Raw genomic sequence first — 18555 nt, 5'->3', positions numbered from 1 at the left:
CGTCATCTGAACGGGAGTCCTTTTTCATGTTTGCCCACATATTAAAAATTGCCCCAAAATAGCCGATAGTATAGAGAAGAAGCATTGAGATCCGTTTCCTTCCGTTCTCACAACTCATCCCAGTCATCTGATAAAAGGTAACCAGATCTCCTACCATCACGACTGAACATGAATCCATGTGAGGAGAGTAGAACATGCACATCCAATCGAATACCCGCTATCTAACCCCCCAGCTATCAACTGCCCAACTTGCACCCAAGATGGTGACAGGAACTCGCCTAGGATTGCCCCGATTGCCCGAGCACGATACAGTAGACCTTCGTTCTCACAAGGCCCGCGAGCTACCTGCAGATGCTATCGAACATCACAGCGTTCAATTATTCTTTAGCACAGAGATTAATGAGCGTTTGGATAAAATTTTCGCAGATAAACCACCTGAGGCTCGCAAAGCCTTTGACCACATCCTGGAGCGAAATTTTTTCAACTCCCAAGCCACCTACACCGATGAAGAAAGAGCTGCTTTGATAGAAGTCGGTTTAACCCAAGGCAAATATTTGGCAGACCAGTACATGGCTGATGAAAAAAATGCTGCTGAATTTTTGGATACCCTCCATTTACTCGCAGGCGTTGCCAAAACCCGAAAGGTTGACCCTGCAACTGGCAGTGTCAGCTACGTAGAGCTTCCGCAAAAGCCGCATGGGGCGCCGAACGACTATGTCAATCCATCCAAGCTGATGGAGCGGCATGATCCAGAAGCCTATAAAAAAATGCAAGCGGCCACAACCAATCAAACAGAGAAAGTAAGCATGCTGATTCAATTCGTCAAAAAGCTGCAACATCGTCCAGACTGGATCGCACAATACCGAAACGAACAGGCTACGCTTCTCTCCGATTTAAAAAATACAAAAATCGCTAACCGCTTTGAGAATGTAAATACAAAGGACGCCACTGAATTTGTTCATCAAATGAATACACTCGCTGAAAAGGCTTCTTTTTCTACCTTCACACCATTGCTACAAACGAATCTTGCCTCTTTTATGAAGATCGTGGCCAAGAAAACGAGTTAACTGCACAAAGATGATCGTTACAGCCTCTGCCCGAACTTCCCTGGGACTGGGGCTGTTTTTTCGTGTACAGTTTCCTTTTCCAGTTAAGGAAATTGACAGGCAGATGGTGGACATACTAACCCGTAAAGGAGGAGACGAACATGAATGACAATCGTGAAAACGACCTGCCTGATTTCAAACAACTGGATGACAGACTGATCGCACAACCTCCCACTAGTCCAATACTCGCAATCCGTACCAATCTGGACAAGGAACCAAATGACATCGACAATCCGTATGTGCAGCAAGACTCTAAACCCACTGGACAAAATAAGGGGGAAGCAAATGACTGATCGCATCTCTAAGGAAAAGCCGGACATGGGCTATAACGGAAGCAATATGCATGGCTATTCGCTTACACCAAAAGAAGGAACTTTGAACCAAACTGCCAAGGCGGCTGCGGAAAACAAAGAAAACCGAGACGAAGAATAGTTCTTTTCCCATTACGTAAAACAAAGCCCCTTTGGGGAAACAGGCAGATGCTCACTTTGCCTTTTTCCCGAAGGGGCTTTCTTTGGATTTCTGACCAAAAACATGGTGAAAAACATTTTTTTATTGACGAAATTCTATTGGAAATATATACTTTTGGTTAATTTGATAATGAGAATCGTTATCAAATTCTTGTATATATGATCAGGAGGTTGCCCCATGAAATCCAGGCTCTTCAAACACATTTACAGCACAACATTAGTCACTTCTCTCCTCACAGGTGGCGCCCATTTGGCTCAGGCCGCTCCACTCGTGGCCACAGCTGAACAGACGGATGTTTCCCCTTTATCGCTTAATTTCGCAGTTGAACAGGCACTAAAGAACAGCGTTGACCTGGAGCTACTTCGGCTTGAGCTAGATATTACGAAGTACGAAACATCCATCACGTTAAGAGAAAAAGAAGAAATCAAAAAAGCCGACATCATGACTCTGGCTGATGCAAAAAAGAAATTCGAAGACGCTGCCAAAGCCATCAAAGAAGTAGTTGTCGATGAAGTCGCCCTGAATACGCAAAAAAACACCATTCAGCTGCAAGTGCAAAAAGCTTTCTTCGAAGCCCAATCATTAGACGCCAAAATCAAAGCGCAAAAGAAAAGCTTGCAAAGACAGTACTGGTTGGACTCACAAGAAACAGAAGCTCACAAAAATCTTGCTGCCCTTGAAGCCAGCTACAAACAAGCATTGGCCAAGCTCAACGAGTTATTGAATGAAAAAGCAGACAGACAATGGAGAATGATCGCTACTGATCTGACCCAGCACGAGCTGCTTTCCCTGGAGCAATTGCAAGCAAAAGCTTTTGAAAAACGTCCTGAGATGATCAAAGCACAAGCAGAAATAGACTTTGCCCAAGTAAGAATTGATTACACGGCAGAGTATTCCGCACTCAGCACACATAAAGGTACAATCGCTAAAAATGAGCACAAAAAAGCGGAACTGCAAAAACAAAAAACCCAAAAGAAAATCGGTCAAGAAGTAAGTGACAACTATACGAAGGTACTGGCAGCGAAAAAGGCAGTAGAGGAAAGTACAACAAAGAAAGAAACCGCATTGGAGCGCTATCAGGCAACAATCGATCAATATAGATTAGGAAAAGCATCAATGAAAGAACTGATGGAAGACGAAGCAAACCTGTTTGACGCCGAAACAAAAGCAATCGAATCGGTTTATCAATACAATCTCGCTGCTTCCACCTTGAACCAGTCAACTGGCTATTAATATTTCGTGTAACGAAAGATCTCATTTATTCATTTAAAATAGAGAAGGCTTCATCCCACAGGGTGAAGCCTTTACTCATTTAACTGCCTCTCGAAAACTCCCGACATCACCAGACGACCACCGTAGAGACCACCGTGTTTTGCAATCAGCAATCAACTCATGAAAGGAATCCAGCCGGAGACGCTCCTCTTCTTTATGTACGCCGATAATTGTTTGGGTAAATTGGGTTGGCAGTGAAATCATTAAGAAAACCCTCCTCGAAAAACCTTCAAAACATCCTCTTGCACCAACTTTCAAGCTGTTCCCTTACAACAGCCACGTAAGAAGAAGCGTATTTCCATTCAAGCGCCTCTGGAGCCCATCCCAGCTTCGGAAAAAATGGTGGGGAATTTATGCTTTTATTACATACAAAAACGCATTCGCGTTTTCAGGTTTGAAGCGCTCCCACCATTTTTTCCGAGGCGGACAGTGAATCCCCCTTGCGGGGCGTAGGCCGAAGCGCAGACTGGAAATGCGCTTCTTCCTCCCACAGCCACTCGTTAAAAAAGGGAGTAGCTTGAAAGCCGCCCCCCCCCTTTATTTCCCGGAAAATGTTAGGACAGTCGTCCCATCAAGCGCTCCATACGTTCAAGCGCCTTCTTCAACTGGTCCATCGATGTTGCATAAGAACAACGGATATGTCCCTGTCCGCTTTCGCCGAACACATCTCCAGGTACAACAGCTACCTTTTCCTCCATCAGCAGCTTCTCCGCAAACTCAGAAGAGCTGAGACCTGTAGACGCCACTGACGGGAATGCGTAGAATGCTCCATCCGGTTCATGGCAAGTCAATCCGATTTGGCGGAATCCATCTACCACATAATTGCGGCGCTGACGGTAGCTCTCAATCATTCGTTCCATATCAGAACGCCCATGACGCAGGGCTTCCAATGCAGCCATCTGAGCCATTGTCGGAGCACACAGCATCGTGTACTGGTGGATTTTCAGCATGCCTGCGAGCAAATCAGGCGACGCGCAGACATATCCCAGACGCCAGCCGGTCATCGCGAATGCTTTGGAAAAACCGGAGATCAGGATTGTCCGATCTTTCATCCCTGGCAGAGCCGCGATACTATCGTGCATGCGGCCGTAGGTAAGCTCCGCATAAATCTCATCGGAGATCACCATGAGGTCGTGCTTTTCAATGATCGGCAACAGTGTTTTCCACTCTTCAGCCGTCATAGTCCCCCCGGTCGGGTTATTTGGATAGCAGAAAATGATTGCCTTTGTACGCGAGGTGATGTGCGTCTCCAGCTCTTGCGGTGTCAGCTTGAACTGGTTTTCCATCGTCGTTTTCAGGAAAACCGGCACACCACCAGCCAAGCGAATAACTGGTTCATAGGAGACATAGCAAGGCTCTACAACCAATACTTCATCACCTGGATCGAGAATGGCACGCAGTGCAATATCAATCGCTTCGCTGGCACCAACCGTCACGAGAATTTCTGTCTCTGGATGATAGCTGACAGAAAAACGTTCTTCCAAGTATTTCTGAATTTCCACGCGCAATGGCAGCATACCTGCATTGGATGTATATGCTGTATGTCCGCGCTCCAAGGAAGAAATTGAAGCTTCTCTCATGCGCCAAGGAGTGACGAAATCAGGCTCCCCTACACCTAAGGAAATGACTCCTTCCATCGAGGCTGCCAAATCGAAAAAGCGGCGAATGCCTGATGGCTTCAACGATTGAACTGTGTTGGATAAACGGTTTTTGACTTTGACTTGTGTACTCACGGCGTAACCACCATCCTGTGATCTTCGTCACGATCTTCCAGCTCAATGCCATCGTGCTTGTAACGTTTCAAAATAAAATGTGTAGCTGTTGAGACAACCGAATCGAGAGTGGACAGCTTTTGTGAAACAAAAGTGGCTACCTCTTTCATCGTTTTGCCTTCCAAAATAATCGACAAGTCATAGCTTGCACCAGACATCAAGTAAACAGCCTTCACTTCTGGGAAACGGCAGATTCGCTCCGCCACTTCATCAAAGCCGACGTCGCGCTTTGGCGTCACTTTCACATCAATCATGGCGTTTACGTACGGATGATCGTCCACACGCTCCCAGTTCACCAGCGCTGGATATTTGACAATGACCTTCTCGGCTTCCAATGCTGCAATCGTCTGCTCAACGACCTCGGTCGGCTCTCCGATCATTTTTCCGATTTGCTCAGCGCTCATGCGACTGTCTTCTTCCAACAGGTGCAACAGCTCTCTTTGCTTCAAGCGATCCATGCCCCACCACTCCAGTTTTCTCTTTATTTTTTTTACACAACCTCATAAAGCAAAAAGCCCCAGCAACCAGACTCATGATTTCCATGAATCCGGTTGCTGAGGCGAAGGTATCGCGGTACCACTCAGCTTTTTTGCCTCTCTCACAAAAGGCAAACTCGTGCTGTCTACAAAGACATGCGCCCCATAACGTGGGCCATCCGCTGCTTTCTACTTGGTATTTTCAAAAGCAGAGCTCCAAGGTGGCTTTCAAAAAGAGTTCGCGGCTGCCCTCTCAGCTAACAGGCAACTCTCTGGACGTCAAAATCCCTTTTTTACTTTCCTTTTCACGGCTGTGTTGTTTGTTTTATTGAATGTCTCAGATTATAAATGACGTTTTCTCTCATTGTCAACCAACAACTTCTGCCTTCTGGACCTCTTTCAAACCGGTAGGCAACCAGACGCGAAACACCGTCCCTGTTCCCAAGCTGCTTTGTACGTCAATTTTTCCCCGATGATTTTCTACGATGGATTGGGTGATCGACAGTCCCAGTCCAGCACCTCCGCTTTTCCGTGCGCGTGAGGATTCAATCCGGTAGAAACGGTCGAATACATGCGGGACATGCTCCGGTGCGATTCCGGCCCCATTATCTCTGATCGCCAGTTCGATCCCATTGGCAATCTTGCTCAATGTAAGCTCGATCTCACCGTTCACAGGGTCAGTATGCTGCACCGCATTTTGAAACAGATTGAGAATAACTTGCTTCATTCCGTCACAGTCGAAAGCAACCGTAACATTCGGTTCTACGCGGAAATGAACGTTTCGGTCACCCGCCAGGACCATGAGCTGTGATTCCATACTGTGCACGACCGCGTCCAACTGCCCTTCTTGCAAAAGGAAAGCCGGTTCCCGATCCATCCGAGCCAGGTACAGTAAATCATTGACCAGTTTGTTCAGCCGCTCTGTCTCGCCATGCATGCTTTTCAATGCTTTTTGCAAATGTTCGGGATTTGCCGCCGCACCGCGCAACAGCACCTCCAAAAAACCATGGATGGATGTCAGCGGTGTTCGCAATTCGTGCGAAGCGTCCGCTACAAAGCGCCTCATCCGCTCCCCTGCTTCCTGCTCAGTTTTAAAGGAGGTTTCCAGCCGCTCCAGCATTCCGTTGAAGACCGCCGATAATTGATCTATCTCCATTTGTCCTTGATCCATCGGCAGACGCTCATCCAAATTACCCGCATTAATCCGCTCAACTGTAACTTCAATACGCGAAAGTGGGTTCAGCGTACGGCGGAGCACAGGCACATACGTTAACAAACCGATAAGCAAGGCGAGTGCAGATGCTGAGAAGAAAATGATCAACTGTGGAAGCAGCACTTCACGCATCGAGCCGACAGGTGTGCTCAGCTGTACAATTCCTTGCAGCTGATCAGGGGAAAGGATTGGTGCCAGTACGACCAAATAATCCGTACCCGTACTGCCTTCCAAAATTTTGTATTTAAAAGAACATACGCCACTAGCCAAGATCTCGCGGTATAGACTCTCAGGAAAGCGCGGGGAATATCCTTCGCTCGGATTCGCAAACAGCTCCGTCACGTTGGCGTCGTTGTCAATAAAGGCATACTTGATATCGGGAGTACGCAAGGAAAGCAACGCGCTGACATACTGATCGTTTTTCGGGAGCGTCTCCGTGTCCTCTAATACCTGAAAAGGAACTGTTACAGCCAGATTTAACAAGCTTTCTGCTTTACTTCGATACAAGAACTGCTCCATTAATAAGTATTGAATCATGCCAATTAGAAGCAGCAACCCGGATAAGATAAATAACGAACGAGACAACAGCTGATAACGCAAAGAGTTCGGTTCTAGGAAGGCGGCCCATTGATTGTTTCGATTCATTTTCATACAAAATCAACCCGATAGCCCGCACCGCGCAATGTGCGGATGATCCGATGCTGACGATCGTTCAGTTTATCTCGCAGGGAGCGAATGTACACCTCGACAATATTCTCCTCCCCACCGAAATCATAGCCCCAGACGTTATCCAAAATCATTGGTTTACTCAGCACCAAGCCGTGATTCGTCACCAAATATTTCAGCAAAGAGTATTCCGTTGGCGATAGCTCCAGAAGCGTATCCTCGTAGGTAATTTCCTTTCGCCTGTCATCGATCTGGAATGGGCCGAGGTGCACCTTGGAGAGCAGATGTGGGTAATGATTACGAATGCGCGCATGGATACGGGCAAGCAGCTCTTCAAAGCTAAACGGCTTGATCATATAATCATCGGCACCGAGCGTCAGCCCTTTTACCCGATCCTCGACATCTTCGCGGGCTGTCAGCATGATCGTCGCTACATTCTGTATCTTTTTCAGCATCCGGCATACCTCGAAGCCATCCATGCCAGGCATCATCACATCGAGAATGACGACATGCGGCTGATGCTCCTTCACCATGGTCACGGCGGTCATCCCATCTTGTGCCGTCAATACTTGGAAGCCTTCATTCTCAAGACCCATCTCCAAAAATTGCAGGATGGTTGGCTCATCATCGACAAGCAATATTTTAATGCCTTTGTTTTGGCTCATTTCTTTCACCTCACCTCCATTTTACCTGATCAGTCCAAGCGTAGCTGAAAATTAGCTGAATAGACCCTGAGTGCGAGCTGAAAGCTATTTACAGAATAATTACCCAAAAAATGTAAATCATACGCAAAATACGTTGATAACTCTCTTCCCAATGCATATTCAACAAACTTTCAGCCAGCTTTCAAGACCCGCTCAGCTTCCTCTCTCATAATGATCCCAGCAAGGCCAAATACATACGACTCAAGTCTGAACACTTCAAAAACATGGAGGTTATCCAATAATGAAAAAGAATTCGGTTATCCTGACTGCCTCAGTTGCCACGCTCGTGGTTGGTATCGGAGGCTACATGCTTTATGACTATTTTGTGGGAAACCATGTGGAGATCCAGCCTGCAGCTGCGGCAACCACAGCCTCATCTACCGCTTCCTCAACGCCTTTGACAGCAGATCAACTGAATAAAAAATGGACGATCAATGACCAGTCCAAAGTCTATTTCTCCGTCACTACGTCGAAAGAAACGGTAAACTTTGAAATGGATGGCATTACTGGCAGTTGGGATGTGAACCTCACTGCACCCGACCAAATGAAAGCAACAGCTTCCGCTGACTTGAATAAGCTGAACTCCGGTAATAAAAAGCGCGACACCCATATCAAATCTCCTGATTACTTCGATACGGCCGTCCATCCAGCTGCTACCTTCGAAGCGAAATCCTTTGAGAACTGGCCATCCACATGGACAGAAGGACAAAAGGCATCGTTCACCATCAATGGCGTCCTGACTGTAAGAGGAATTGCCAAAGACGTAAAAATTAATGCTGACGCGATTTATTCCCAAGGCAAGCTACAGTTGGAAGGAACGTCTGTCGTAACGTTTGGTGACTTCGGTTTGACTAGCCCTCATACGATCGTGGCCAAAACGGAAGAAAACATTACCATTACATTGCGACTCGCGCTGGATGCTGTTTAATCATTTCTTTTCGCAGGAACCACTTCGAGAGACGTCTGACATTCACAGACGTCTTTTTTCATAAATTTTTACATTGTAATATTGACATTGTTAAAACGATATCATAATATAAAAGCATGATAACAGATTCGAGCAAACGGAAAGGATGATCTTGTGAGTACGTCTCGCCTTCGAGCCAAACGCATCCACTTTCGGACGAAAAAGTACCGCTCGCCGGATGGACTTCCTACAGATATTTGCCTCTTTACGATCCTTTCCATCCCGCGCCAAACGAAAACCAAATCGCTGCCACTCAAGCAATTGGCCGTTCTTCTGATCAAGCGAAAAAGCGATACATTTGGAGAGCAATGGGCCTTGCCTGGCGGTTTTTCCCATGAATCGGAGACACTGGACGAATGTGCCTATCGTGAGTTGAAAGAAGAGACGAATATTGACCGCGATGTACACATCGAGCAGCTGAAGACGTACTACAAACCGGGAAGAGACCCTCGTGGTTGGATCCCGAGTGTTGCCTATGTCTCCCTCGTTCATGAAGATTTATTGAAGCACGCACAGGCAAACGACGATGCATCAGACGCGCAGCTGTTTCCGATCGAGGAAGCTTTTGCCCTCAACCTTGCTTTTGATCATCGTGAAATTTTGACTGACGCCTTACAGCGCGTTCGTGAGCAGATGCTGCAAACGACTATCGCCAAAGCATTTTTGCCAGATGAGTTTACCTTGAGTGAACTGCTGCAAGTGATCGAGACCGTCGTTCCATCCTTTTCAGCAAAGGATCGCGGCAATTTTGAGCGGCGCCTGCTTGCGACAACCAGACGGCAAGGACTTCTCGAGCCAGTTCTCTCGGCTGACGGACAGCCTGTCTACTCGACCGAGTTTTCGAATTCGCCAGCCAAGCTCTATCGCTTTACAGGTTTTACCCCAATTGCCATGATTTACTGAAAAAGTCCACATTCAGGAGGTTTTTTCCATGAAAGCTTTGATTGTGATCGACTACACGAATGATTTTGTCGCGACAGATGGTGCATTGACTTGTGGAGAGCCTGGTCAGGCTATTGAAGGACGCATTGGAGAGCTGATCCGCGACTTCCTCGCAGAAGGCGACTTTGTCGTCATGGCAGTCGACGCTCATCGAGAGCAGGACCCGTACCACCCTGAGACTGGACTCTATCCTCCGCACAACATTATCGGTACGGCTGGCCGGAATTTGTATGGCAGCATTCAGGACATTTACGAGGAATTCGAAGATACGATTCACTGGATGGATAAGACGCGCTACAGCGCTTTCCAAGGCACCGACCTTGCCCTATTGTTGCGCACGAGAGGTATTACTGAGATTCATCTAGTAGGTGTCTGCACTGACATTTGTGTGCTGCATACAGCGATTGAAGGCTTCTATAACGGCTTTTCTGTCGTCATCCACGAGGATGCCGTAGCGAGCTTTCTTCCCGAAGGTCACAAGTGGGCTCTCGGTCATTTTCAAAACCAGCTAGGCATGACTGTTCGAAAAAAATAACAGGCTCATGACGATTGGAGGCAATTTTTATGCGAATCGGCATTTATGGCAGCAGCTTTGATCCCATCACGTACAGCCATTTGTTCACGGCAGCGACTGTCGCTCACCGGAGACGGCTGGACAAAGTCATTTTCGTACCATGCTCTTCGAAGCGTCATGACAAAAAATTGCAGACAGAGGACGTCCATCGCTTGCACATGCTCAAACTGGCTTTGGCTGGCAGCACACACAAAACAAACCAATATGGCGAGCCTCTTTTCGAGATTTCTACAGTCGAGATGGATGCCTTGCCAGGTGAAACCTATACGTACGATACGATGATGCACATGAAAAGGAAGTACCCGAACGATGAGCTCTTTTTCATCATGGGATCGGATTTATTAGAGGGACTGTCGAACTGGGGCAACGCTGAAAAGCTGGTCGCAGGGTTCAACTTCATCGTGATGTCGCGCGAAGGCTATCCGACAGCTGACCTGATCGCAGAGGACGCGCTGCTGCGCAATCATGATGAGCATTTTCTCATTATGAGCAAGGGCATCAACATGGGAATCAGCTCTACCTACATCCGAGACGAAATCCGCAAAGGCGGCGATCCAAGCTTCCTGTTGCCGGATGCTTGCCTTCAGTACATTTATGAAAAAGGAATCTACAAAGAGCCTTACGTATAATCTCCATAAGAAAAACAGCCGAACCTGTGAAGTGTCGGCTGTTTTCTTTGTCGTCTCCATCAACGATTGAGATGATTGGCAATTACAGGCTGTCGTATCTTTTTCTGATAGTTCACCAAGTAAATACTGCACACGATCAATACCAGACCGGCGATAAGCGAATAGGTAACCGGCTCGTCCATGAAAATAGTGCCAGTGACGACTGCGATGAGCGGCACGAGAAACGTAAAAGCTGCCACCTTGCTCGCTTCGCCTGCATTCACAAGCCCAAAGTAAATGACAATGGCAATCGGCACGCCAAATGTAGCTCCATAGCTGAGACCGATCAAATAAGGTACATTCCAGACAATGTCGGACCAGCTTTCTACGCCTGTCCCCAAAAGAGTTAAGGCCGCGCCACCGATGATGCATTGCATGGCAACCATCCACAGCGAATCAACCTTGGCACTGACTTTTTTCACATAGATCACACCCATCGCCCACGACAGAGCCGTCAACAAGCCTAAAATGACGCCCGCGATGGAAACCTGTCCAGTCAGACCATCTGCACTGACCGCAAGTATCCCGAGGAATCCCATGATCAGCCCAATGATTTTGAGCACTGTCATGCTCTCACCCAGCCACAACCAGGCAAAGAGTCCAATCAAGATTGGCTGGAAATACACCAACACAGAGAATAATCCACCTGGCAAATACACGAGTCCAACCGTCTGAATGCCGTAAAAGCACAATGTATTCAGAAAGGCAGATATACAATAGCGCAACCAGTTTTCACGCCAGTTGATCTTTTTCCATTTCGGTAAAATAAATAAAGCAAGGAGAAGTCCGCCAATCAGCGAACGCATTCCTGCGAATAAAATCGGTGGAGTATAGGCGAGCGACATTTTGTAGATCGACCAGCTTAATCCCCACATCAACACCAGACTTGCAACAGCGACTACAGTCTTACCCGAAAACTTTCCCACGAGGGGCCTCCCTTTCTAGCTGCACACTTGCACTTATGTTTTTGTCCGCCTCCTATAGTACCACACAAAAGAAACAGCCGGATGCTCTCACCCGGCTTTGCTTCCTGGCATATTATTGCTGTTCTTGACGCAATAACTGATCGAAATCATCTGTCGGAAGCGGTTTGCTGAACAAATAACCTTGACCGTGGTCGCAGCCATTTTCCTTCAAAGCCGCTACTTGATCGTGCAGCTCAATTCCCTCTGCGATGACATTCATATTGAGACTTTGCGCGATCGTGACAATCGCTTTTACAATCGCTTGACTCTCTTGGTTGTGATGAATGTCGCGAATAAATGAGGCGTCAATTTTGATTGTATCGACTGGCAAGCTTTTAATATAACTAAATGAGCTATAGCCTGTCCCAAAATCATCAATGGAAATTTGGATGCCGATATCCCGAATCTGTTGCAGGACTGCCGTCGCCTCTTCCATTTTGACAAAAATGCTCTCCGTAATCTCGAGCTCTAGCCAATTAGGAGACAGATTTGTTTCCTGAAGAATATCCTTGATCATCTCGACCAGATCTTTTTGATAGATCTGTCTCGCTGACAAATTCACAGAGACCTTCAGGGTATATCCTTGATCGTGCCAGATTTTATTTTGCTTGCACGCCTGTTTCAAAATCCATTCCCCAAGCGCCAGGATCATCCCTGTCTCTTCAGCGATGGGAATAAAGCGATTCGGCGGAATGATGCCCAGCTCTGGATGCACCCATCTGACGAGCGCCTCCATGCCTGTCATTGCGCTTGTCGCAATATCGATTTTGGGCTGGTAGTATATTTGGAACTGCTCTTGTTCAATGGCTTTCCGCATCTCGTTTTCCATCAAGATTCGCTCCAGCGACTTCGCCTCCATCGTCGGATCGAAAAAGTCATAGCCATTCTTCCCGCGCGATTTCACTGTATACAAGGCCGTATCGGCTCTTTTTAACAAATCCTCGGGATTGTCCCCATCCTGCGGGTACAAGGCGATGCCGATGCTGCACGACACGTTGAATACATGACCATCCAATTCAAACGGCCGCTGTAGCTGATACATGATCTGCTCTGCCAAAGCAGTCGCTTCGCTGCGATCTTGCAGCTGGTTTTGCATAATCGTAAATTCGTCTCCACCCAACCTGGCCACAACATCCCCTGGCTTGAGGCATGCCTGTAGACGCTTTGCTGCTTCAACCAGCAACATATCCCCCACATCATGACCGAAAGAATCGTTCACATCCTTGAAGCGATCCAAATCCAAAAACAGCACAGCCAGATTCGATTGGAATCGCTTGGCCTGCATCATTTCCTTGCTGAGCTGTTGGACATACATCCGTCGATTCGGCAGGTCTGTCAACGCATCGTGATAAGCCAAGTGGTGAATCGTCTCTTCGGACTGTTTTCTGTCTGTGACGTCACGGGTAACAAGGAGCAGCTTGGTCACATTTCCTTCTTCATCCATAATCGGATTGATTTTGCTTTCTGTCCAGATCACATCGTTTCTTTGGGTGTTAATCCGGCACTCTACCATGTACTCTTTACGCGTAGAGAAGGCATGCTGAATCGCATAAGCAAAAATATCCCGGTCATCCTCCACAATCCACTCGAACAGGTTATGGATTTCCTCATCAGGAACGGTATGCTCCCATACACGCTTGTGAGACGGGGACAAATAGAGAAAATCCCCATCCAGGTTGATGATGCTGATGATATCCGACGTGTTTTCCGCGATGATGCGATACTTTTCTTCACTGCGCTTGAGCTCGTCTTCCATCTGCTTGCGAGCTGTGATATCACTGCGAATGGACAGGTATTGATAGATTTCGCCCGCTTGATTCTTAAATGGCACGATGGTTGTATCGACCCAATAATAGCTGCCATCTTTAGCGCGATTGCGAATTTCCCCCCGCCAGACCTGGCCAGATCGAATACAGGACCACATTTCTTTAAAAAAGCCTTTCGGATGGTAACCCGAATTAAGAATACGATGGTCCTTTCCAATCAATTCGCTTCGTTCGTATTTCGATATGCGGCAAAATTGCTCATTTGCCCGCAAAATAATCCCCTTATGGTCCGTAATTGCCAAGATCGTGGATTGGTCCAAAGCGTATTTGACATCTGCCAGCTCATTCACAACCATGTTCAGCTCACCATCTTTTTCACGTAGTAGCCCTGCCCAATCTTGGGGTGTCAGTGAAGACATCGTTTGATTTTTCATTTCCATCACCTGCTTTGGATACAGTCAAAAAAAATGATCCTTACAGAAGGATCGTAACGTTCTGAATACAAGTTCGTTCCATTTTACCATGTTTTACCGAAAGATCAACGAGAACAACTGTCGTAGAAATAACATTTTTGCGAAAAAAATGAACCAGTGCATGAAGACTGGCTCATTTTTTCAATGGGTATGAACGGGCTGCTACCCTTACAATCGCGCAAGAATGCTGCGATTGAGGTCTGTGACAGAATTGCTGCCAGACAGCGCCATTGCGACGTCAAATTCATGGATGAGTGTATCTAACACACTCGCTACGCCTTGCTCTCCGGCAACAGCCAGTCCATACAGGAATGGGCGGCCAATCAGGATGGCATTGGCCCCTAAAGCAATCGCTTTGACGACATCTGCTCCTGTACGCACGCCACTGTCGAGCAAGACAGGTATTTTGCCAGCTACTACCTCGGCAATCGCTGGCAACGCATCCAGCGTAGAAATAGCACCATCCATCTGCCGCCCACCGTGATTGGAGACGATGATTCCATCGACACCATGCTCTAAAGCAAGCCGCGCATCATCCGGATGCAAAATGCCTTTTACCAAAATCGGTAGACGGGTATGCTCACGCAAAAAGGCGATATCGTTCCAATTGAGCGCTGGATGATAAATGTTTTTCAACACTTCCTCCACTGCATTCTCCGGCGTTACCTCTGGGAGCCGCGAGCAAAAAACAGGGTCTGTCAAGTAATTCGCCAGTCCTCTTCCTTCGCGCAGTGGCGAATACCCGTTGCGGAAGTCTCTGCGCTTCCACCCTAGCATGACGGTATCTACCGTGAGGACAATAGCAGAATAGCCTGACTTTTCCGCCCTTCTGACCATGCTCGCAGAAACCTCTCGATCATTCGACCAATAGAGCTGAAACCAGCGATAGGCATCGCCCATCACTTCTGCAATCTGCTCGAGTGAGTGAGCAGAAACTGTACTGGCTACGAACGGCACTCCAGCTGCTGCTGCCGCCTTGGCAGACGCCAGCTCTCCAGCTGGATGTGAAATCGTCTGCATGCCTACAGGTGCCAAGAAGATCGGTGTGCGCAATGCTTGATTGTACATCGAAATACTGAGCGTGCGATTCGTTACATCCCGCATCATCCGTGGAATGATTGCCCAACGGGAAAAAGCTGTCCGGTTTTCTACCAGCGTTTCCTCTGCCCCTGATCCCCCGGCAACGTAATCAAATGGTCCATCCGGCAAAACCTCGCGTGCCTTTTTCTCCCAATCCTCAATGGAAATCGGCAATGCCTGCGTCTCCTTGTTCACACGGGTAAATAAGAGTGATTCCTCATTTGTTTTCGTCATCTGGTTTGCTCCCTTTCTGCGATCGTCTTTCATCTTTTTTATCTCAATTCACATAAATTCGCAATAGTCTTAATCTCAATTCTATTATCGAGCTTGTCCACTTTCACACGCTGCCTTTTTCAAGGCGACTTTTTCTTTTTGCCTTTTCGGGCTGCGCGACGGACCCGTTTTTTTGTCTTCCCTGTCTTCATCGTCTTCATCGTCTTCATTCCAGCGGCTCCTGAACCCACCCATGTATTGGTTTGACTATTTTCATTGATGACCTTCACTACGTTGCCGCTATTGTTTCCACCCGAACCGGAAAACGATTTGGTTACGCTTTTCGGAGAGTTGTTTGCCGTATCGCCAAAATTGATATTCCCGACATTATTGGTAATGGTCACCGTGCCTACAAAAGTCGGCAAAACTCCTCCCTCCCCGTTGCGCTTATGGATTATTCCCAGCATATTCGAATCGTTTTGCGCCCGCTTGGACGATGGTGTAGGGCATTTGTCCGATGCGGTCTTGCAAAAAAATCTCCTCGAGTAGACAAATCTACGCGAGGAGAAAGACACATTTTATTGCGCAGTATAACCGCCATCGACCAGCAGGCTTGTCCCTGTGACGAAGGAGGCATCGTCGCTGGCAAGGAACAGAACAGCCTTAGCCACTTCTTCTGGTTTATCCAAGCTTCCCATCAGATGCAACCCGATCAGGTGCTCATTCAAAGCTTCATTGCGCCCAGCAATCAGAGGTGCGCTCGGAGGAACGGCATTATTCCCGTATTTCCATGAACTTTATCAATCGACTCCAATATGATTTGAAAAGCAAAAAATACCCACCAACTCCTTAGCATAAAAAAGGCTGCCGCTTCATTTTCGCGAACAGCCTTTTTCAAACGTTCCTACTGCGCCGGAGCAAAGAAGGTTTGTTGAACGTTCCCGTTCATAATCAGCGCTGATCTGGCCTTCACCACTTGCCCCTCATACGTGAAATCTTGCTCAGAGAAGTTGGCGATCACTTGCAGATCCTCCCCATAAACCGACTTTTGCACGAGCCTGTCCTCGGACAAGACGCGATAATCAGTCATTTCTTGTTGCACCGCTTTTTTATGGAAAGGAGACCACACCTTCAAATAGTTCGTGATCAATAGTTGGTTTGCATCCCACATCTTTTTATCCAAATGATAGAGCGGCGGTACATTGTAAAGCAGCTCCTTGAGCATACGGGTGCCGACTTCATCCTTGATCTTCAGACTGCCCCACTCCCAGTGATGGCTCGTAATCACCGCGTTATTGTACACGAGCTTGTACAGTGGCAGAGAATAGGCAGGATCAATGTATACATGGCGATACTCTTCCTTGATCGGAACCGGTTTGGCGTATCGTTCCGGAATCTCTCCCGCCGGGGACCAGTAGCCTCCTACATAATAGGGGCTTTGCTTGTTTTTTCGCATGTCCGGATCTGCCCATTTGATGACAGGCGTTTCAATGCCGTGGGCAAAGGCAATGCTCCGGCTGGCGAAGTCATTTCCAGTCTCAGACCCGATGACCAATTTCTTTTCATCGCGAATGTAGTCCATACGCGCTAGCTTTGCCTTCATATCCTCGGCCTCAGTCGTCGTGTGCTGCGGCGAATAATCATCGTTGAAATCTCCAGCAGCATCCACATCAATAAACCACGAATTGAAAGCGACATCGTTACTCATGATTTCATCCATGCGCTGTTTGACACTCGGCAGTGAGAGAGTCGGATTCAGCAATCTCCCCTGTTGGAGAAAACCAGCTTTCTTCTCTCCATTTTTCTTTGAGATCGTTGCGTTCTCATACAAGCTCTTATCCTTGAAAATAGCCGTGTTCCAATCGGGATTTTCTTCCTGATGAATCGAATGGTAGGAATCGTAGCTGGCAATCAAATAGCCTGTCTCATTCGCCCTTTGAATGAATGCTGGCTTCATGTAGGCTGCTGTCCAATCCGGCAAACCGATCCATGCCTGATCAATCCCTGCCGCTTTCATTTCTTTCAAGAGATCAGTAGAGTCGGCATTCCCCCACTGTTCCACAGGTGGAACGACATCTTGGAGCACACTTTTCAGCACCTTTTTGTTCAAGTCGTACATCTGTGATTCCGGCAACGTGTCGATCCCTTTTTCAAACGATCTTTTTATCTCTTCATCGACATGTGGAAATAGCTGCGGATTGTAAAACTCACGGGAACGCAAAGCGTAATTCAACCCGCCAAGGATCGCTTTCTTTTGATAATCCGCGACGTAATCCTGCTTCTGAATCTCGCGGAATTGCTGGATGCTCTCTTTTCCGTCCACCCCATTGGAAACCAAGATTTGCTCAAGTGCCCCGATGAAGCTCGCATTCAGTTTCGTCTTCAGTACATTCCATTTCACATCGTTGATTGATAGAAAGCTCTTGTTCCACAAGTAAAAATGAGGAGCGCCGTAAAGCTTTTCGATATTCGGATTGGCTTTGGCTTTTTCAGCCAGGGTCAGCAGTTCTCCCTGCTCCTTGACATATTGCTTGTAAACACCTGCTACGCTAACAGGATCGTTGTCTGTGACATACAAGCGGAACCCGTAGGTCTTGTCTGGATTAATCGTGGGGAACTCGTGCGAGAACGTAAACGCAATCGTCGGATCAACGGCAAAATCGACGGTGTTGTTAAACAAATTGTCCACGACGTACATCAACGCATACTTGCTCTTGTTCACAGCAAAAAAGCGCATGGAAAAAGACTCAGCAAAGCTAAGACTCTCTTCTTTTAAAAAGGACTGCCACTTGCTGTCAGCCGCAGGAATCCATTTCCCCTCGCCCAAAGGCAATAGGTAGCTTGCTCCCTTTACTGTCGGCCAGGAAAAGCTCTCTGCTCCTGTAGAGGTCAGAGTGATTTGCAAATGATCCTCTTTCTTTTTGATCGAGACATCCAGCTGATCGTCTGGGTAGCTCCAGACAATCTCTTGTTCACCTTTCTGTACATTCGTTACCTTGCGCGCAGGCATTGGCTCCGAAGCACTTTCCTTCACTCCGTCTCTCTCGACAAACACTTCGAAGGTCTCCGGCTTCACATCAAAAGTAAAATCTGCATGCTGTTTCGACTGCGCCTGCTCAGTAGCATTATTACTTTCACAACCAACGGCGAGTTGGAGCAAGAGAACAAATACCATGAGGAAAATCGTTGTTCGTTTCATAAAAACCCTCCTAAATCGATTCACTATG

18 protein-coding genes, 1 pseudogene and 1 other annotated feature are annotated in these 18555 nt (G+C 47.4%); of the genes and pseudogenes, 8 read left to right on the top strand and 11 right to left on the bottom strand.

Features of this window, described 5'->3' with window-relative positions:
- Nucleotides 1-194 precede the first annotated feature (194 nt).
- The 4 genes from C7R91_RS11635 to C7R91_RS11625 all read left to right on the top strand — a co-directional run bounded on the left by C7R91_RS11635 (nucleotide 195) and on the right by C7R91_RS11625 (nucleotide 2810).
- Complete coding sequence (locus C7R91_RS11635) at nucleotides 195-1067, top strand: hypothetical protein (RefSeq protein WP_047070401.1); 873 nt, start codon at nucleotides 195-197, stop codon at nucleotides 1065-1067.
- Between the two features lie 140 nt (nucleotides 1068-1207).
- A complete protein-coding gene (locus C7R91_RS11630; RefSeq protein ID WP_047070400.1) occupies nucleotides 1208-1399 on the top strand; it encodes a hypothetical protein in 192 nt (63 codons plus the stop codon).
- Nucleotides 1392-1538, top strand: a complete 147-nt coding sequence (locus tag C7R91_RS29315; protein WP_162837751.1) for a hypothetical protein — start codon at nucleotides 1392-1394, stop codon at nucleotides 1536-1538. Before C7R91_RS11630 ends, C7R91_RS29315 begins: the two co-directional genes overlap by 8 nt.
- Before the next feature lie 216 nt (nucleotides 1539-1754).
- Complete coding sequence (locus C7R91_RS11625; protein WP_047070399.1) at nucleotides 1755-2810, top strand: TolC family protein; 1056 nt, start codon at nucleotides 1755-1757, stop codon at nucleotides 2808-2810.
- Between the two features lie 75 nt (nucleotides 2811-2885).
- On the opposite strand, the gene C7R91_RS11620 is transcribed toward C7R91_RS11625, so the two are convergent.
- From C7R91_RS11620 to C7R91_RS11600, 5 genes are all read right to left on the bottom strand, one after another.
- A complete protein-coding gene (locus C7R91_RS11620) occupies nucleotides 2886-3053 on the bottom strand; it encodes a hypothetical protein (protein ID WP_236697882.1) in 168 nt (55 codons plus the stop codon).
- A 350-nt stretch (nucleotides 3054-3403) separates the two neighbouring features.
- Nucleotides 3404-4582, bottom strand: coding sequence for an aminotransferase (locus C7R91_RS11615; protein WP_047070398.1), 1179 nt, complete (start codon nucleotides 4580-4582; stop codon nucleotides 3404-3406).
- Entirely contained in the window at nucleotides 4579-5079 is a 501-nt protein-coding gene (locus tag C7R91_RS11610; protein ID WP_007722565.1) for an Lrp/AsnC family transcriptional regulator, read from the bottom strand. Before C7R91_RS11610 ends, C7R91_RS11615 begins: the two co-directional genes overlap by 4 nt.
- A 94-nt stretch (nucleotides 5080-5173) precedes the next feature.
- Nucleotides 5174-5415: a binding site (T-box leader), on the bottom strand.
- A 49-nt stretch (nucleotides 5416-5464) separates the two neighbouring features.
- Nucleotides 5465-6961, bottom strand: a complete 1497-nt coding sequence (locus C7R91_RS11605; protein WP_047070397.1) for a sensor histidine kinase — start codon at nucleotides 6959-6961, stop codon at nucleotides 5465-5467.
- Nucleotides 6958-7641 (bottom strand): response regulator transcription factor, encoded by a 684-nt coding sequence (locus tag C7R91_RS11600; protein WP_047071237.1) that lies wholly within the window; start codon nucleotides 7639-7641, stop codon nucleotides 6958-6960. The genes C7R91_RS11605 and C7R91_RS11600 overlap by 4 nt, the downstream gene beginning before the upstream one ends.
- Before the next feature lie 280 nt (nucleotides 7642-7921).
- Between C7R91_RS11600 and C7R91_RS11595 the strand changes: the two genes are divergently transcribed.
- From C7R91_RS11595 to nadD, 4 genes are all read left to right on the top strand, one after another.
- On the top strand, nucleotides 7922-8608 hold the full coding sequence (locus tag C7R91_RS11595; protein WP_047070396.1) for a YceI family protein: 687 nt from the start codon (nucleotides 7922-7924) through the stop codon (nucleotides 8606-8608).
- A gap of 153 nt (nucleotides 8609-8761) precedes the next feature.
- Complete coding sequence (locus C7R91_RS11590; protein ID WP_047070395.1) at nucleotides 8762-9550, top strand: NUDIX hydrolase; 789 nt, start codon at nucleotides 8762-8764, stop codon at nucleotides 9548-9550.
- A 28-nt stretch (nucleotides 9551-9578) separates the two neighbouring features.
- The gene (locus C7R91_RS11585; protein WP_047070394.1) at nucleotides 9579-10124 is read left to right on the top strand and encodes a cysteine hydrolase family protein; all 546 of its coding nucleotides are present in this window, start codon (nucleotides 9579-9581) and stop codon (nucleotides 10122-10124) included.
- 29 nt (nucleotides 10125-10153) lie between these two features.
- Complete coding sequence (gene nadD / locus C7R91_RS11580; RefSeq protein ID WP_047070393.1) at nucleotides 10154-10792, top strand: nicotinate-nucleotide adenylyltransferase; 639 nt, start codon at nucleotides 10154-10156, stop codon at nucleotides 10790-10792.
- 59 nt (nucleotides 10793-10851) lie between these two features.
- On the opposite strand, the gene C7R91_RS11575 is transcribed toward nadD, so the two are convergent.
- From C7R91_RS11575 to C7R91_RS11545, 6 genes and pseudogenes are all read right to left on the bottom strand, one after another.
- The gene (locus C7R91_RS11575) at nucleotides 10852-11757 is read right to left on the bottom strand and encodes a DMT family transporter (RefSeq protein WP_047070392.1); all 906 of its coding nucleotides are present in this window, start codon (nucleotides 11755-11757) and stop codon (nucleotides 10852-10854) included.
- Nucleotides 11758-11869: 112 nt separating this feature from the next.
- The gene (locus C7R91_RS11570; RefSeq protein ID WP_047070391.1) at nucleotides 11870-13996 is read right to left on the bottom strand and encodes a bifunctional diguanylate cyclase/phosphodiesterase; all 2127 of its coding nucleotides are present in this window, start codon (nucleotides 13994-13996) and stop codon (nucleotides 11870-11872) included.
- Between the two features lie 207 nt (nucleotides 13997-14203).
- Nucleotides 14204-15349, bottom strand: a complete 1146-nt coding sequence (locus C7R91_RS11565) for an alpha-hydroxy-acid oxidizing protein (protein ID WP_047071235.1) — start codon at nucleotides 15347-15349, stop codon at nucleotides 14204-14206.
- A 119-nt stretch (nucleotides 15350-15468) separates the two neighbouring features.
- Nucleotides 15469-15753 (bottom strand): spore germination protein, encoded by a 285-nt coding sequence (locus C7R91_RS11560; protein ID WP_047070390.1) that lies wholly within the window; start codon nucleotides 15751-15753, stop codon nucleotides 15469-15471.
- 153 nt (nucleotides 15754-15906) lie between these two features.
- Nucleotides 15907-16116: pseudogene (locus C7R91_RS11555) on the bottom strand (SDR family oxidoreductase); the annotation flags it as partial.
- 116 nt (nucleotides 16117-16232) lie between these two features.
- Nucleotides 16233-18527 (bottom strand): glycoside hydrolase, encoded by a 2295-nt coding sequence (locus tag C7R91_RS11545; protein ID WP_047070388.1) that lies wholly within the window; start codon nucleotides 18525-18527, stop codon nucleotides 16233-16235.
- Nucleotides 18528-18555 lie beyond the last annotated feature (28 nt).

This window comes from Brevibacillus formosus (assembly GCF_003013405.1).
GTDB lineage: Bacteria > Bacillota > Bacilli > Brevibacillales > Brevibacillaceae > Brevibacillus > Brevibacillus formosus.
Note: the sequence above shows the minus strand (reverse complement) of the source record. Positions and strands in the feature narration are given on the sequence as shown.

What these genes read in the sequence shown, in the direction of transcription:
- C7R91_RS11610 (WP_007722565.1), bottom strand. Translation starts at nt 5,079, where the DNA reads ATGGATCGCTTGAAGCAAAGAGAGCTGTTGCACCTGTTGGAAGAAGAC.
- C7R91_RS11600 (WP_047071237.1), bottom strand. Translation starts at nt 7,641, where the DNA reads ATGAGCCAAAACAAAGGCATTAAAATATTGCTTGTCGATGATGAGCCA.
- C7R91_RS11595 (WP_047070396.1), top strand. Translation starts at nt 7,922, where the DNA reads ATGAAAAAGAATTCGGTTATCCTGACTGCCTCAGTTGCCACGCTCGTG.
- C7R91_RS11605 (WP_047070397.1), bottom strand. Translation starts at nt 6,961, where the DNA reads ATGAAAATGAATCGAAACAATCAATGGGCCGCCTTCCTAGAACCGAAC.
- C7R91_RS11630 (WP_047070400.1), top strand. Translation starts at nt 1,208, where the DNA reads ATGAATGACAATCGTGAAAACGACCTGCCTGATTTCAAACAACTGGAT.
- C7R91_RS11620 (WP_236697882.1), bottom strand. Translation starts at nt 3,053, where the DNA reads ATGATTTCACTGCCAACCCAATTTACCCAAACAATTATCGGCGTACAT.
- C7R91_RS29315 (WP_162837751.1), top strand. Translation starts at nt 1,392, where the DNA reads ATGACTGATCGCATCTCTAAGGAAAAGCCGGACATGGGCTATAACGGA.
- C7R91_RS11625 (WP_047070399.1), top strand. Translation starts at nt 1,755, where the DNA reads ATGAAATCCAGGCTCTTCAAACACATTTACAGCACAACATTAGTCACT.
- C7R91_RS11545 (WP_047070388.1), bottom strand. Translation starts at nt 18,527, where the DNA reads ATGAAACGAACAACGATTTTCCTCATGGTATTTGTTCTCTTGCTCCAA.
- C7R91_RS11585 (WP_047070394.1), top strand. Translation starts at nt 9,579, where the DNA reads ATGAAAGCTTTGATTGTGATCGACTACACGAATGATTTTGTCGCGACA.
- C7R91_RS11570 (WP_047070391.1), bottom strand. Translation starts at nt 13,996, where the DNA reads ATGAAAAATCAAACGATGTCTTCACTGACACCCCAAGATTGGGCAGGG.
- nadD (WP_047070393.1), top strand. Translation starts at nt 10,154, where the DNA reads ATGCGAATCGGCATTTATGGCAGCAGCTTTGATCCCATCACGTACAGC.
- C7R91_RS11635 (WP_047070401.1), top strand. Translation starts at nt 195, where the DNA reads ATGCACATCCAATCGAATACCCGCTATCTAACCCCCCAGCTATCAACT.
- C7R91_RS11565 (WP_047071235.1), bottom strand. Translation starts at nt 15,349, where the DNA reads ATGACGAAAACAAATGAGGAATCACTCTTATTTACCCGTGTGAACAAG.